At 52.0% G+C, this 15,942-nt stretch carries 11 protein-coding genes; all 11 read right to left on the minus strand.

Features of this window, described 5'->3' with window-relative positions; genetic code table 11:
- Nucleotides 1-142 precede the first annotated feature (142 nt).
- Nucleotides 143-5,788 (minus strand): DEAD/DEAH box helicase family protein, encoded by a 5,646-nt coding sequence (locus tag NSQ46_RS23630; protein WP_342574929.1) that lies wholly within the window; start codon nt 5,786-5,788, stop codon nt 143-145.
- A gap of 3 nt (nt 5,789-5,791) precedes the next feature.
- On the minus strand, nt 5,792-7,429 hold the full coding sequence (locus NSQ46_RS23635) for a hypothetical protein (protein ID WP_342574930.1): 1,638 nt from the start codon (nt 7,427-7,429) through the stop codon (nt 5,792-5,794).
- Nucleotides 7,430-7,518: 89 nt separating this feature from the next.
- Nucleotides 7,519-7,707 carry a hypothetical protein gene (locus NSQ46_RS23640; RefSeq protein WP_007130984.1) on the minus strand — a complete coding sequence of 63 codons (189 nt, stop codon included), beginning with the start codon at nt 7,705-7,707 and terminating at the stop codon, nt 7,519-7,521.
- Complete coding sequence (locus NSQ46_RS23645; protein WP_007130985.1) at nt 7,704-8,183, minus strand: hypothetical protein; 480 nt, start codon at nt 8,181-8,183, stop codon at nt 7,704-7,706. Before NSQ46_RS23645 ends, NSQ46_RS23640 begins: the two co-directional genes overlap by 4 nt.
- A gap of 20 nt (nt 8,184-8,203) precedes the next feature.
- Complete coding sequence (locus NSQ46_RS23650; RefSeq protein ID WP_007130986.1) at nt 8,204-8,677, minus strand: hypothetical protein; 474 nt, start codon at nt 8,675-8,677, stop codon at nt 8,204-8,206.
- Nucleotides 8,678-8,703: 26 nt separating this feature from the next.
- Nucleotides 8,704-12,216: a DUF5704 domain-containing protein gene (locus NSQ46_RS23655; protein ID WP_007130987.1), complete on the minus strand. Its 3,513-nt coding sequence runs from the start codon at nt 12,214-12,216 to the stop codon at nt 8,704-8,706.
- Nucleotides 12,217-12,219: 3 nt separating this feature from the next.
- Nucleotides 12,220-13,326 carry a copper amine oxidase N-terminal domain-containing protein gene (locus NSQ46_RS23660; RefSeq protein WP_213594298.1) on the minus strand — a complete coding sequence of 369 codons (1,107 nt, stop codon included), beginning with the start codon at nt 13,324-13,326 and terminating at the stop codon, nt 12,220-12,222.
- Nucleotides 13,327-13,413: 87 nt separating this feature from the next.
- Nucleotides 13,414-14,391 carry a hypothetical protein gene (locus tag NSQ46_RS23665; protein WP_055109600.1) on the minus strand — a complete coding sequence of 326 codons (978 nt, stop codon included), beginning with the start codon at nt 14,389-14,391 and terminating at the stop codon, nt 13,414-13,416.
- Nucleotides 14,378-14,926, minus strand: coding sequence for a hypothetical protein (locus NSQ46_RS23670; protein WP_210095470.1), 549 nt, complete (start codon nt 14,924-14,926; stop codon nt 14,378-14,380). The genes NSQ46_RS23665 and NSQ46_RS23670 overlap by 14 nt, the downstream gene beginning before the upstream one ends.
- 10 nt (nt 14,927-14,936) lie before the next feature.
- Nucleotides 14,937-15,326, minus strand: coding sequence for a hypothetical protein (locus NSQ46_RS23675; protein WP_095397604.1), 390 nt, complete (start codon nt 15,324-15,326; stop codon nt 14,937-14,939).
- 72 nt (nt 15,327-15,398) lie between these two features.
- Nucleotides 15,399-15,878 (minus strand): hypothetical protein, encoded by a 480-nt coding sequence (locus NSQ46_RS23680; RefSeq protein ID WP_007130992.1) that lies wholly within the window; start codon nt 15,876-15,878, stop codon nt 15,399-15,401.
- Between the last annotated feature and the right edge of the window lie 64 nt (nt 15,879-15,942).

Here is a 15,942-nt window from a genome sequence, read left to right on the forward strand (position 1 = left end):
GAGTCCCATTCGTCATGAAATTGATAATTTTAACAAGTGAGCGATCTTCGACCTGTGAAATGCTCGCACCGATACCATGTTCTTCTCCGTAATGGTCAGCATGAAGTTCCCTTTCAGGGGGAGGAACGACGGTGTCAGGCCGTTATCGCCCACGGCCCACCACTCGCCGTTCGGGCGCTTCCGGTTCTTCGTCCGGAACGCTGTCCACGGCTTCATTCTCCCGCTTATCCATATTAAGCAGGGCATTCAGTTCCGCGAGTCGCGCCGATTTCGTTAGCAGCTCCTGTTCTTTCTCGAAAGGAGCTTCGACTTGTTCCTTCGCTGTTTCCATCTGCTGGAGCAGCGTGGAGAGTTGCTGGCGGCTATGTTCCAGTTTGGCTGGCAAATCCGCCAACATATTGTTCAACCGGGTGATGTTGCCGCCTGCATCCATCCCTAGCGAGATGGTATGGTCCAATGCGCCGCGCAGGGTCGCCTTGTATTCTTTATGGAAGCTGTCAAAGGATAACCATAGGGAAAAACCGAGATAACTGCCCGCCTCCTGCGGCTCGGATGAAGTCATTCCCTTGCACGCCTCCAGCAAGGCCGCGCCTGCTGCCGCTCTCTCCGTGTAGGTAAAATCCTTAATGACCATACCTGGGAACTTGGATTCATCCGTTCCCTCCGGCACAGCCGATTTGGAACGCAGATATAGAGCGACATCCTGTTCATATCCGGCAATTCGATCTTCTGTAGATTTGACTTGTTGCGGCAATACTTTCAGCAACCGATCCTCCAATGCGTAGCGTTGGCTCAAGTGATTAGCCTTGAGCAGCTTAAGCTTGGAAACCTGGATATCCAGGTCCATCTTCTCTTTGATATACGGATTACCGGTTGCCAGCGCCTTGACTTCGGCATAAGAAAGGGCTGCTTCATCGATATCCTCGGCAGAACGTACCGGCGATTTACTGGTCATGATTTGCGAGATAAAGCGCTGTTTATTCTCCAGCGTCTGATACAAATAAGCGTCGAACGTGTTCTCCGTCACATACCGAAAAATGTGTACCTCGCTATTCTCATTGCCTTGCCGGATAATGCGTCCGCTTCGCTGCTCCAGGTCGCGCGGGCGCCAAGGGCAATCGAGATCATGAAGCGCAATCAGCTTCGTTTGCACATTGGTGCCCGCCCCCATTTTAAATGTCGATCCGAGCAGTATACGAATCTGGCCAGTCCGCACCTTGGCGAACAGTTCCTTTTTCTTCACCTCGGTGTTGGCATCGTGAATGTACGCAATCTCCTCGGTAGGCACCCCTTTCTCTGTCAGCTTGCGTCGCAGTTCGTCATACACATTGAACGTTCCGTCTTGCTTTGGGATGGATAGATCGCAAAACACCAGTTGGGCTAGCCGCTTTTCCTCGTGTTCCTTCCATAGCCGAAACACATTGTCCGCACAAACGCTCACTTTACTGCCTTCGTCATCGGGCAACATCGGATTGGCCAGCCGTTGATCCAGTGCCAGCTTACGCCCATCATTCGTAATCTTGAGCATATTGTCTTCGTGCGGCTCTACTTCCTTGGCTCGCACCCGCTCAGCACGGTGGGCGAGATCCGCGACCATTTCCCGCTGGAAGTCGCTTGGCGGCACGGCAACATTGTGGAAATGGGATTTCGGTACGGGAAGCTGGAGCATGTCCGCCGTCTGGATGTCAGCCACTTCCTTGAACATATTCATCAGTTCCGGCAAATTGTAAAAACGGGCAAACCGGGTTTTCGCCCGATAGCCCGTTCCTTCCGGTGCCAGTTCAATCGCCGTGACCGTCTCGCCAAACGTCGAAGCCCAGGAATCAAAATGTTGCAATCCTTGCTTTCGCAGCCGCTCATATTGCAAGTAGCGCTGCATCGTATACATTTCCGTAATGGAATTGGAGATCGGCGTACCCGTCGCAAAGATGATACCCCGGCCTCCGGTCAGTTCGTCCAGATAGCGGCATTTGGCAAACATGTCCGACGACTTCTGCGCTTCGGTTTGCGACAGTCCGGCCACATTGCGCATTTTCGTGTAAAGAAACAGGTTTTTGTACGAATCGGCCTCGTCCACGAATAGCCGATCCACTCCCAGCTCCTCGAAGGTGACCACATCATCCTTGCGGCTGGTATCGTTCAGCTTTGCCAGCTTGGTTTGCAGCGTCTTCCTCGTCTTCTCCAGTTGCTTGATCGCGTACCGTTCGCCCTTGGCCTCCTTCAGCTCGCGAATGCCGCTTGTGATCTCGTAAATTTGTTCCTCCAGTTGTTGACGTTGGCGCTCCATCGATATGGGAATTTTCTCAAACTGCGAATGTCCGATGATGATCGCGTCATAGTCGCCGGTGGCAATCCGCGCGCAAAACTTCTTCCGGTTCTTTGTTTCAAAGTCCTTCTTGGTCGCTACCAGAATATTGGCCGATGGATAGAGCTGCAAAAACTCCGCTGCCCACTGCTCCGTCAAATGATTAGGAACAACGAACATGCTTTTGCTGCATAAGCCAAGATGCTTGCTTTCCATGGCCGCAGCGGTCATGGCAAACGTTTTGCCTGCGCCTACACAATGAGCAAAAAGGGAATTGCCTCCATACAGCGCCCGGGCAACCGCATTGACTTGATGCTGGCGCAGCCGGATTTCCGGATTCATTCCCGTAAACCGAATATGACTGCCATCATACTCGCGCGGGCGAATCGCATTGAAACGATCATTGTACAAGCGCGTTAATCGTTCCCTCCTCTGCGGGTCTTTCCAAATCCAATCGCGGAACGCTTCTTTCAGCATCTCCTGCTTTTGTTGGGCAATTGCGGTCTCTTGCTTGTTCAAAACTCGCTTTTCCACGCCATTCTCCAGCATGGTATCGAAAATGCGCACATCTCGCAAATTTAAGGTATCTTCCAAAATCTTATACGCATTCACACGATTCGTTCCGAAGGTCACGTTGGCTTTAATGTTGTTGCTGCGGTCATTGCTTTTCCCTCGGACATTCCAGGCAGCTGTATATTCGGAATACAAGACGTCGATAGACTGCCGGAACATGTATGGCGTGTCCACCAGTTCGAATATAAACTCCCGGATCACTTCCGGAGGAAGCCACGTCGCTCCTAACCGCACATCAATCTCGGAAGCATCCAAATCTTTCGGCTGCACCGCTTCTAATGCTTTGACATTTTCGCCGTACCGCTCTGCATCCATTTCGGCGGCACGCCGTGCAATCAGAAGTTTGTCACGAACGTTGCCAGACAAATAAGCATCCGCCGTTTCAAAAACCGGCTGTCCTTTCTCATCCAGTCTTTCCGGGTTGGGGAAGATCACGCCGCGCAACTCCTGAACAAGCTGTTCCGTTGTCATGCCGGTCAATTCTTGCATATAGGGGAGATCGACACGTGCTTTTTCTCCAATGGAGACGCCCAGCGCTTCCTCTGCCGTTTCCACATGCCGAACGGTCGTGCGCTGCCGAATCGTACGCTTCGTGAACATATCGGCTTTGCGTAGCAGCTTCCCTTCCTCGTCGAGCACTTCCAATGAACAAAGTAAAAAATAGGCGCTATCGTCGGCGAATGCCAGGCTGTTGGCGCGGCTGTTGATCAGACCGTATTGGGCGGTAAAACGATCATACTGCGCATTCAATTTCCGCTGCTGTTCCCGGATCTCTTCGTCGCTATAATCTTCCGTCTGGTATTCGATCAGTTCGCGCACCGTATCCCGCAATCGGATCATACCTTTGATTCGCCCGGCGGCCGTGGCCGACGTGTCCACTCGGTGCATCCGGCTGTTTTCGCGGTAATACAGTTGGCCGTCCACAAGGGTATAACTGAAATTGCGCACGGTCGGATCGGCCGGGAGGGACGTGTCTTCTTCATCCGGCATTACTTCCCTCTCAACCTCCACCCAATCGGCATGGATATTGGTCAGTGCTTCTCCCAGCAGTTCGCTTAAATTAGCATCCGGGTACGGGTTGCAAGTCGTCTCCTGTCTATTGCCATACATCCGGTCATCAAACGCCATCGTCCCAAGCACCATGTCAGGATGCGCAGCAAAGTACGCATTGATCGGCACGCCTTCGGCTGTCTCTGCCAAGCCAATCCATTCCACACTTTGTTCGGTGACAGTCACCATTCGGTCGCGCTTTTGCAGAAACAAAATATCCGCCGTCACTTCCGTTCCGGCGTTGGACTGAAAAGCGTTGTTCGGCAAACGAACCGCACCCAGCAATTCTGCCCGTTCCGCAATATACTTGCGGACAGCCGGGTTCTGTTTATCCATCGTTCCTTTGGACGTAATAAAGGCAATAATGCCGCCCGGACGCACTTTGTCCAATGTTTTCGCAAAGAAGTAATCGTGAATGAGAAACTTGTGCTTGTCGTAGCGTTTATCCGCCACACCATACCCGCCGAAAGGAACATTCCCTATGGCCAAATCAAAAAAACTGTCCGGCAAAGCGGTTTCCTCAAACCCGCTGATCGCAATCGTCGCCTGCGGGTAAAGCTGCTTGGCGATGCGACCTGTGATGCTGTCCAGTTCTACACCAAATAGCTGCGAGTCTTGAAACGACTCCGGAACTAACCCGAAGAAATTGCCGATCCCGCAGGAAGGCTCTAAAATATTGCCGTTGCGAAAGCCCATCCTTTCCAGACAACCATAGATTGCTTTAATGACAACTGGAGACGTATAGTGAGCGTTCAGCGTTGATGCGCGAGCGGACGCATATTCGTCCGGTTCCAGCAACGATTGCAGTTCGGCATATTCGGCCGTCCATTGCGCGTTCGCTTCGTCAAATACTTGTGGGATTCCGCCCCATCCGACATAGCGGGCGAGAACGACCTGTTCATCCGCAGTTGCCTGGCGGCCTTCTAGCTCCAATTGTTTGAGCAAGCGAATCGCGGCTACATTAAAACCATACTTAACCTTGGCTCCGCCATGCCCTAACTGGTCATCGGTGATACGGTAATTCACCGCAGTCGTTTGCGGTGCAACAGACCGTACATCCTCGACAGCGGAAGGAGCAGAGGGTGCTTCCTCATTATGCGCCTCATCCGATACTTGTTCGGTTAACTGAAGGGATGCCGAGGCAGACTTCGGCTCATCTCCATCCGAAAGCTCCGGCTCTATTTCTTTTCCGGCAGGTTCCTCCGCTTCGGTTTCCACTCCTTGTTCATCAGTTAGCAGATGATCATTAAGCGGATTTTCACGCAGGATGCGTTCAAAATCTCGGCGTTCCAGTTCCTTGGTGAAAAGCGGAAAATGAACATCCCGCAGCATCACGTTACCGTTTTCCACCAGCAAAATCTCATATTCGTCCGCGCCAAAAAAAACCGTATCGCCGGGCGCATAGGCATAACGCGCCTGCTTCCGCTCCATCGTCTCCGACTGCTGTGAGGAGGACGGATGTTCTTGTTCCAACCGTTCGCGAGCAGACGCTTCTTCGGCCATCTGCCCGCGGCGCCCCTCCAGTTGCTCGGCAAATGCAGGAAGTCGTTCCGTTTCCAAACGATTCAGATAACGTCCCGCCGCCAGCAACTCGCCGATCCGCTTCTGTACCTTCATCCAAGGCAACACCAGCTTTTGCTCTTGATCCGTCATTGAACGTCGGGTCAACGTGATGCCTTTGCTATCATGATGCTCATAAATATCCGTGCCGATCAGTACAGGGGCGCGCCCGCCCGTGCCATATTCCCGTTTCAAAAATTCGGCGTTTTCTTTCTCCGATAACGATTGCTGAAAATGGAGAGCAATGCGATATTTACTGTTGGCAAAGCCGCTTCCTTGTTGGAGAATCGCATCGATCACCGCCTACGGCCAGACAAAAGCGGAGGCTGTATCCGCCTCCGCCTGTTCCATAAATAAGGTTTGCTGCTGAACCGATGGCTCCGTCTTTCGTGCCGGGTCAAATTCGTTAAGTACTATCATACTGTTGATATGGCCGGCGATCACTTCCCAATCGTAAAAACTTTGTGCGGTTGGTTCGGTTGCCGGACCCGTCCAAAGATGGAGCACATTGCGATACGGTTCATACCCGATGAGAAGGTCTTCGTCCAGCGTAAGCTCGGACTGACCCGGCGCAAACAGGCTACGCACATACAACGCCCGCTCCCCTTCATTTTCATGTGCGGCGAAGAAAGCCTCGATTTCCGACTTGCTTTTCAGTAAAGGAGCGGTGCGCAGTAGATCGTTGATGGCATGATGGTCATGAAAAAACGGAAGACTCCGATCTTCCGTTTTTCGATCATACCATTTTAGTTGTAAATCAGTTCTGTCAGAATGGTCTCCTCCACCTGTTGCTTCAGGCTGTTCATGTAACCCGTCCAGCCCAGCGGATCGCTCGCTTTGTCCGGGGCCGGGTGCAGACGGAGCAGTTCGTTCATCGTCTGTTCGAGCTGCGTCCGCGCCGACCGGTCGATTTCCGTCAGATGCTGGTGCAGTTCGCCCGAGAGCAGCAGGCTGGCGTATGTGCCTTTCTTCTCGGTTTTCAGGTAGTTTTTGCGCAACATCCCATACTTGCCGATCAGTTGATGATCCTCGGTCAGTGTCAGGTCGGGCAGCAGATAGCCCCCTTGACGGGTGTAAGTCACTTCCATGTTCATCCGTCCTTTCTGGCAATCGTTTAGCTTCATTTTGTGTCAAGGCCGTTTCTCTTGCAACGGTGCGAACGTCTCTAGCCTGTGAAGTCTGACGTTCTACACGCCGCTGCACCCGTATCGTCGATTCGATTTCCCGCAGCATCATCTCCGCGATGTCGCTGATCGCTGCTCCAAGCTGCGAAAGAGCGGGCAGTGTATTGAAATTCCCGATGCCTGAAAGATCCTCCCGTCCAATATAGTGAGGGGCGTTCATACCACAGCGGGTTAGTGCCATATAGGCAACGGAATGATACACAATCTGACGGAACAGCACTTCCACAGGTTGGCGTTCCAGTTCTTCAAAAAGCAGACTGCCCTCAAGCTCTCGAACAAGCAAATCCACATAATCCGAACTGTTGTCATCCACCGCGTTCCGGGCTGCGCTCAGCAGCGCATTCGGCCATGCCGCATCCGGTTCCTGCTCGCCAAACGCATTGTTCAACGTTTCCGTAACGACCGCTATATCGCCCGGCTCCATGCGCCAAAGCGAGACCGGTCGAGGATCTCGGCTTTGCGTGTCCGAGATATCAAACACATGCCGTAACCCAAAATGGTTGCCCCGGTCTTCGATAAGTGCAATACCTTTCGCCCCGCGTTTGACCCAACGGTTGAGCCGCTTGTTCCAGACGTCGATGGATGCGCAAGCTGTAGCATCGGGCCGCTGTGCATAGATTAATAACTGATCTTGAAACGGATACTTGTAGTTCCACGCCGCTGTCGATAAAAAATCCGCCCAACGGTCGGGATGTTCCACAACCGTGCGGGCGGTATGAACGGACAAATCAACGATATGCTGTATTTTCGCGGTCAACGGTACCTTTCTCCTTTCATAAGATCGTAATCTGATTGGCCAGTTGAATCCCCTCCTCCGAATAGCGGGTCATGATCCGAATCAAGCCCTTACTCTGCAAACGGTGCAAGTTTCGACATACCGTCGAAGGAGAAAAACCTACATCGATTGCCATTTTTGTACTGGACAGGTAGACCGACTTGTGTCGCCCGCCCTATCCAGCAATAGCCGTACAACAGCTTTGCAGCTGGCGGGACGGCTGCTCCCGCGATCAGCATGTAGCGTGCTAGATCATTCATTGTACGTCCTCCTTCACAAGGTTTACCGCGCCGTTCTGGTTTTGCTGAACAGATCGGCCAAGCAAGTGATTCTTGCGGTAGCAGTAGATATAGAAGCTGTAATCGCCAAGATGGGGGAAGCAGCGAATATAATAGCGATAGTGAGTGGTTTGTAAACAGAAACCACAAACATCGGAATGCCATGCGCCGGGGATACGTGCTTCCGGGTGCCGCCTGCAATAGGCTCGCATCTCATTCAAATTGAGCAAAAGTCCTTGCCATTGCAAATGTTGCACAAGTGCCGCCAGTTCCTGGCGAAAGGCAAGCGTCCTCCGTTCCCCGGCATGATCCGACCATGACATCCAAAACTGATCGTCATCAGTGCCGAAATCTCCTCGCAAATGACCGATATAGCTGAGTTCCTTGCTTTGAGTCGCGATCGCTGAATAGAAGTAAGGTGTCTCTTCCGATGCTAACGGTTGAAGTTCGCCAAACATCGCCCGAACCTCCGTTTCCACTAACGTTGCTGTTCCGTTTTTTTCTTCTGCACGGCTGACGCTTGCCGCTGCTGCTCCGTCACGCGCTCCGGCCGGGCGTAGCAGTATAAGTAAAAGTTGTAATCCCCGGCAAAAGGAAAGCATCGCAAATAGTAGCGGTGATCCTGCGTCTCCATGCGGAAGCCGTACACATCTGTGCTCCAAGCGCCGCCGATCCGTGCTTCCGGATGCTGGCTGCAGAACCGAAGCATATGCCGACGGCTTTTCAGCACGCCCTGATCGCCGATCACTTGAAACGCCTTGCCCAATTCTTCTTGAAATGTAGGCGTTTCAAAAGGTGAGTTCCGGGGAAACCAGGTCACCCAGAACTCTTCGCCCGACCGTCCAAAATCGCCGCGCAGATGACCGATGCATCCGCGCGCAATGCCCTCCTCAGCAGACGAGGAATAAAAATAAGCCGCCTCCTCCGGTGCGGCACTTTGTAACCTTTCCATTTGATCTATCCTCCCGGCTGGTGAATTTAATGGGTACCCCCTGTTCCAAAGTCATCATAAGAAGACAGGTCGGCATGATAGAACACCATATCGCCGTCCTGCAAACTAAACGTTGCTCCATACGGGTCGACAAAGCGATGCTGAAACCCTTCTCGTCGCCATTGATTGCTGAGCGGCGCGTGGATATACTGCAAATGCGGTTGATTCACATTCTGATTGCGAATCGTTTCGATATTGAAATTGACAATGATGTACCCGTCCCGCAAAAAGATAGGCGACTTATCGTCCAGCCGATTGGTTCGTCCGTACTCGGCCAAGTTGAATCCTTTGGGGACGACATACGGCGCGGCAGGTAGACTGTATTCGCCAACCCATCGCTGCACCGAAGCATGGGCACGCGAAACGTCAATGCCGGAAGGAACTTCCATACTGCCGATAAATGTCCGAAGCCGTGGCGGGAGCAACATGACATCATATCCGCCCACGTAAACGGGCTGCTGTGCATCTTTCAAAAACTGCTGAATAAACGTTTGCTGGTTGCCAGACGCACCGTTCAGCGACCAAAGGGAAGATGCCGTGTTCGTCAGTTCCTGCTGGGACATATTGCGCAAGCGGGTGTCCAGCGTCACATGACGCCGCTCCACATCTGCACTGGAGCCGATGCGAATAAAACGTTTATTCCCCGAATGATAGTACAAGTCCACCTCTTGCCGGTTCTTGCCCTTGCTGTCGACAAAGTAAAAGGTTGGCGTAATCTTGATCCCGTCGTCCGAACCGAACATATTGCCCATACTCTTCAATTCAAATTTAATATGGTAGCCGGTTTTGACAGCCACGTTTTTCTTGCCGGCATCCGGATGGCTCCCCGGTCGTATCGGCAACACGTAAGGAGGCTGATTCCCCCGTGCTGCGCCGTCGATGCCCTTCGTACCCACCCAATAAGCGTTGCCAGTCGGCGTTGCACTTCCTCGTTCTCTGCGAAATACGGTCTCCCAATTAAAGTCGGCAATGTCTGTGATGCGGAAATCATAGACACGGCCGATCACTTCAACCGGCACAACCTGTGTGGCCACATGGTGCGTCAAGTCTAAATTGGCGTTCATTTGTGACGTAAAGGAGGGAGGACTGTTTTCAGCAATGGTTCGGAATAGTACATCATAATTGCCCTCGTCCACCCAAACAGGTAAATAAAACGTTGTCTGAATCTGGCCGACCGGGATCGACGTCCATGTTTCTTTCGGGATCAGCGTTTTCCGATCCGCTTTGTACACGTCAAACGGAAACCATACTTGCTTGTCGCGCATATACTTGCCATAGTCGCGATTGCCGTAACCCTTTATATCCCGATGCGCTCCATTGGTTGGGATGATGACCGTAAATGGACGATCCAGAATAAGCGCGGCTCTCCCTGCGGTCGGCAGCGTTTTTTGATTATGCGCCTGATCGTCAGATACGGAAGCCTGGTTGACGACCGGCGTATGCACCGTCACCGGATTAATGCCATCAATGGGATAGCTTTGGTTCTGGCCGCCTCCAATTCCTTCGATGAGCGCATAGAAGATCGTGCCGGAGCTTGGCTGTTCGGCCTTGTTGGGTTTGCTGGCATCGATCAACAAACCGTTGCTATACAGAACATTTTGTCCGATCTCGGGCGGAGTCGGTATCTCCCTCGGGGGCGGGGCGGTTTCTTCCGTGATCCGGTTGTCCATAATCGTTTGCCCGTTAAAGATCAGTGAGTCATTTTTCACTTTGATTTTTCCGACAGCCTGTTCCGCTGCGTTGGTCCAATCCTCATTCGGCACAGATGGACGGCTGGAACCTCCTTGAATCGTTTGCCCAGGCAGCGTCACATTTTGATAGACCGGATCGATAATATGAGCCTGATGGGTGGCGTCGTGAGAAACCGAGACCCTTGGCTGCGCGTAGCCGTTCGGCTTCAAGGTAACTTGTCCGCTGGGTAACGCGTAGTTGGAAACCTCTGCTTTTTGCAAGCCATATACCTCCAGACGATCAATGAGCCAGTAGCTGTACTTGCGCTCCACGGTATAGCTTTTCGTTACGGTTTGTGTATCCGAGCGTGAAACAGGCACTCTGGTTGGATTGCCTTCGCTGTCCGGGGGACCGGAAACGTATTCCGTCCAGCGCAGCGTGTATGTTCGACTAACGGTAATCGGGTACGTCTTCGTCCCTTTGATTTCCGTAAATTTGTTTCGGTACAGATACGCTTTGGCATTCGCTTGAACATAAAGACTCTCCGATGTCGGGATGCCTTGAAGCACGTCGAAGCGTTCCGCACCGCGAGTATCCGCTTGGATCACAGCCGAAGCATCGGGATTCATCACTTCGTTTTCCTTGACAGCTCCAGGCTCTGTTTCGTCATCCGTACCGCCATTTCCCCCTTTGTATATGCCGATAAAATTGGAGCCTCCGGAACCGACAAAGATGGACCGATCCAGCAACTTGCTATCTCCTTTTTCCTGAATAAACAATTTCTCGTCGGGCTTGTTGTTGTTCGTGATATAAGACCGGATGATTTCATACGTCTGCCCGTCTTTGGTCAGTGCGGCTTCAAACGTGTGATTCACTTCATCTCCGGTCGCATATTCGCCTTTATCCACCTCTTTCAGGACTTGGCCGCCTTCTGTCATATAAATCGCCTTCACCGTATTTTCCTCATGGTATTCGGCGATTAGATTCGTTCCGCCCAGCGCGACCGTAAAGCTGCGAATGCGCACTTTTTCGTTCGTTTCCGGGTTTTCCTGCACCCACGTTTTTCGCGACGGGTCTTGCTTCGGTGATATATAGGAGCGAGCGATGGTATACGTTTTTCCATTGTCTTCGATCACCGCCGGAAATTCATGATTGATCGTTTCCCCGATCTCGAACTTTCCTTTTTCAAATGTCACATCCGGTCGGTCAATCACCCGTCCGTCTACTGTTTTAGCGATAACGTCCACCGGGAATTCCGCACTACGATATGGAATATGCAAGCCAAAGTAATCATCCAGATCGTCCGGAAATCTCCAGCCTTCCGCTTGTTTGATCCCGGACAACGTATAAAACGGACCTTTCCGCACCGAGCCGTCCGCATTGACCGATACCATCACAGCATAAAAGTAAAGATCGTCATTGTTCTGAATGCCTTCCATTCCTGCTTGCCAGAGGCGCTGCGTCACGATTTCTTCGGGGATTTCGTAGTATGATGTCAACGGTTGCCCCGGTACAGGAGGATCGGGATGCTGCCCGATTTGTCGTACTTCCTGATTCATAAACAAGGCATGCGGCCTGCTGCGCGGGTCAGCGCATTGTTTGGGCGATGTTGTGCTGCAAACTTGCTCCCGGGTCACCACCCAGCCCACCGTCCGATACCGAATCGAAGTGCTCGCCGCCGTGCTGGTGATTTCGAATTGAATCTTGCCGTCACGGATAATCACTTGCGGGGGAGCTGCCGCCGCTTGTTGAACGACGAAAAACGGCATAAAAAAAGTGCATGCCAGCAGCATGCACAGTACACGTTGATAAAGTTTTCTGTTGCTCACCGATCATTCCACCTTTGAAATCGTGTGGTTGAAAAACAAGCTGGCCGTGGGCGAGACCTTTAACGTGCTTCCCCAATGGCCGCCGACGTTGGTGACCATTTTGATGTCGGCGTACCCTTCATACCACACATTCTTTTCAAAATCTGCTTCCTGCGGAAACCAGTTATCATAAATCAACCGTTCATGATGTTTAAACGAGAGGAATTGAACCCGAAACTTGACGCGAATATAATCCGCTCCAAACCCGTCATAAAAAATCATGGACGGCTCCGGTTCCAGGTAGCCCATAATATGAATTTGATTTTCTTTCACCCAATCCACATATTCACGAATGTATCTCAATTCCGCATTGGAGTTTTGCATCTTCGTTGCAAACATGGCCTGCGCCCACGTATCATCAATCGTGCGGTAATCTACATTTAACAACAAAGCGCCAAACGTTTTTAAGTGTCCCATCCAGATGTCCACGTTCTGCTTGTTGTATTCGGGGATGGTCGCGTACAGTTCGGAAGACACTTTGCTTTCTGAAGGACGGGAGGGGGGGTACGCCATCTCGTACATCTCATTGGGAACATCGGCCAAAATGTAGGGATAGTCCGCCGCATTTTTCGGAAGATCCGTCTTGCGGAGCAAGCGGCCCCATTCATCCGTGTCGCTCTCAGAGATGTCCTTCGTGTGAATTGTCACCGTTGACGTACTGCCGTCCCATTCCACCTCTGCGCCCAGCACCTCGCTGACAAAACGCAGCGGCACAAACGTCCGGCCGTCCTTGGTTACCACTTGCGTATCTAAAGCGACCTCTTGTCCATTGACAAGCGCAATATTTGAACCGATTTGCAGTCGAATCTGCTGGCCGTCCCGTTCAATCGGCACCGATTGGCTCGGAGCTTCCCAGCCAACCTTGGCACCGAGCGACTCTGCGACAAAGCGAAACGGCACTAATGTCCGCTGGTTCTCATCAACATAAGCTTGGGCATCGGGAAACCATATTTTCTTGCCGTCCAGCACCACGCTTACAAACGCAGGAGGAAGACTGGCAGCACTTGCCGTAGCCCCGAACAAGCTGCTAACCAGGACGGCAATCGTCATGGCCATAAACCATTTCTTCACTCATTTCACCTCTTATTCAAGTAATCCTGACTGGACTGGTTGTACTGTTACTACTAGCATAATGTGCATGAGTCAGACTGTCCACCCTTAGAAAGAGGAACAAGAAAGCGGCATATAGCCCTGTTGCGCCGCCGCTTTTTCGCTTGCGAACGTTTCTTCTATCGGATAGGAGTACGGACAGCTTTTGCGATAATACACTTTCATATTGCCTTTCATTGCTCCCACAATCTCCGTTTGCTTCATCACGCGGCTGCCGCCCAGTGCGTAGTTGTTATATACCTTGCGTCCCATCGGAATTCCCTGCATAAAAGCCACAACGCCTACATCGGCAATCGTGTTATGCCATTCCTCTAGCGGGATGGACGGCAGTGTAAACGTATAGGAAAGACCATTTCGCAGGGCGACCTCGTTATGCTTGTTGATCCGATAGGACAGCTCATCCTGTATTGCGCCCACGATCGTGCTGCGCCGCACTTCATGAAATAACGCCGCATCTCTTAACAATGGAATGTTGGCCTCCGCCTGAATGTCCCTACGAAAACCTTCATGCCAACTACGAGTCGCCGCAGCATACACCAGCACTTGTTCATCCAGCGTAAAGGAATAGCTGTTGCCGTTTGAATCGGTATACGCATAGGGCCGTTTGGTTCCCCAAGCCGGTGCCATAACCGTTTGGCCGTTACGATCTGTCCATTCATCCTCAGCATAGACATAAAACCCGTCGTATCCAATGACGACAATCACCGGAATGTAACGGTTCAACACCCCTTGCGCAACCGGATCGCCGGATATGCCGAAATTGGCGTACAACGTCCGGTAAAACGCCGTGAGCGCTTCCTCCCTGTTGACCGCCACTCGCTTGACCGACTCGTAGCGTGACTCATGCTGCTGATCAGCATTGATGATGAGTGCTTGTGCCGCCGCATCCACCGCAGCATCCATGGCAGCGTCATAACGCAGTTCGAGCAGCATCGTTTGACGCATCAGTTCCACATCAATCTGATTGATTGTGGCAAACGGGAAAAAGATCAGCACACCAACGACAGCCCATTCAATCCACTTCATTGCGTACCACCCCGCCATAAGGAATGAATATTTTATCGTTCGGGCTGACGGTGCTGTTCAGAAAATCAAACAAGACCGTGCCGGGCGTACGGCTCACATTTTTGACCGTGACGGTGAACGTATCGCCCACCCGCAGTTTGTACCTTCTTGACGGGTCGTCTCTGGGGGCAGAGCTACCGGGAAACAGCACCGGCAAGATCTGAGCGTTGTAAAACGCATCGTAATGCACTTCATACGTACCCTGGAACGTTTCCGGCCTGGTCGGATCGTCATATACCGGCACATATTTCTTGCTTTCATGTTCCATCTGCACATTGAAATCAAGGCCCGTCGCCTCAATAGTTTGTCTGAAATCGGTATACATGGTCGGTGAAATATATCCTTTGTCACGTACCGCATCCACAAACGCCGTTGTCGCCCGCAGGACGACTAATTCTGAAATATCATCCTGCTGCTGGAACGCTGTGTAAATCGGGTAGATGTAAAGCAGCAGTACGGCAAGCAGTATCGCAAACACCTTAATATAACTGTTCATGGCATTCTCCTCAACGTGTGACGACTACCAGGCGCAACAGCCGCCCGTCCGTGTCACGTTCGTGCAAGACGCTGTATCGGCCATGGAGTTGGATTCTGTCTGAAAACCATTGCTCCCGGTTCACCGGTGATGCGTATCGGACGCCATCCACCACGATTTCCGCATCTCCTTCTTCCAACCGCGCGATGGCCTGAAACACTTCGGTTCCCGACATCCTGCCATCACCGGACAAGGGAGACAACGTTTGCCGGATGGTCCGGTCCTGCGTCATACCGGCGAGATAGGCCGTATCGGCAAGCGTCGCGCCGTTTTGAAACAGCCACAGCCCGCTAACCACGGCGATCAAAAACAGGAGACAGGATGCACTCATCTCCAACATCGTTCGCGTCGCGTAATCCAATGGCTTCCTCCTTTCAGCAAAAGGGGGCGACAGCTAGACGGACGCCCCTTGGCTTCATTTCATTTTCGCACCTTATTGTTGCCGGAACACGATCCCGCGAATGACATTGCTGCGATCCAGCACCAATTGCGCCTGAAACTTTCCGCTCGGATTGACATAGTTCACATTGGCTTCATCGACGGTATGCTCCAGACGTCCAGGCGCATCGCCAACGACCGATCCATACGTAATGCTGTCCATCGGAACGCCAATGTTGATGACTTTGCCATACCACTGCCCGGTCGGGTTTTTCCCGGTGATTATTTGGATGCCAAACTGTTCCTGATCCGAAAACTTGCGCAGTGCATTGACGACTTGACTGCCCGAAAGTGTCGTGTTGTCATACACTGTAAAGGCCGTCTGAGATAATTCCGTTTGGATATTGCTAAAATTGCTTTGAGCTGCTTTTGTTGAATCTTGCGCGGAAATAAACAACACGACAGCGAGGGTAATGAGCGCAATTGCGAGGAAAATGCCCGCCGCCATTACCAGCGCCTTTTGTGCATTGGACATGGTCGATCTCTCCTTTAAATGTAGAAATAAAAAACGGTCCTTTCCAACATGGAAAGCACCGCTA

Source organism: Paenibacillus sp. FSL M8-0142 (assembly GCF_038597315.1).
Lineage (GTDB): Bacteria > Bacillota > Bacilli > Paenibacillales > Paenibacillaceae > Paenibacillus_AQ > Paenibacillus_AQ lactis.

What these genes read in the sequence shown, in the direction of transcription:
- NSQ46_RS23680 (WP_007130992.1), bottom strand. Translation starts at nt 15,878, where the DNA reads ATGTCCAATGCACAAAAGGCGCTGGTAATGGCGGCGGGCATTTTCCTC.
- NSQ46_RS23650 (WP_007130986.1), bottom strand. Translation starts at nt 8,677, where the DNA reads ATGGAAAGGTTACAAAGTGCCGCACCGGAGGAGGCGGCTTATTTTTAT.
- NSQ46_RS23645 (WP_007130985.1), bottom strand. Translation starts at nt 8,183, where the DNA reads ATGTTTGGCGAACTTCAACCGTTAGCATCGGAAGAGACACCTTACTTC.
- NSQ46_RS23640 (WP_007130984.1), bottom strand. Translation starts at nt 7,707, where the DNA reads ATGAATGATCTAGCACGCTACATGCTGATCGCGGGAGCAGCCGTCCCG.
- NSQ46_RS23670 (WP_210095470.1), bottom strand. Translation starts at nt 14,926, where the DNA reads ATGAACAGTTATATTAAGGTGTTTGCGATACTGCTTGCCGTACTGCTG.
- NSQ46_RS23665 (WP_055109600.1), bottom strand. Translation starts at nt 14,391, where the DNA reads ATGAAGTGGATTGAATGGGCTGTCGTTGGTGTGCTGATCTTTTTCCCG.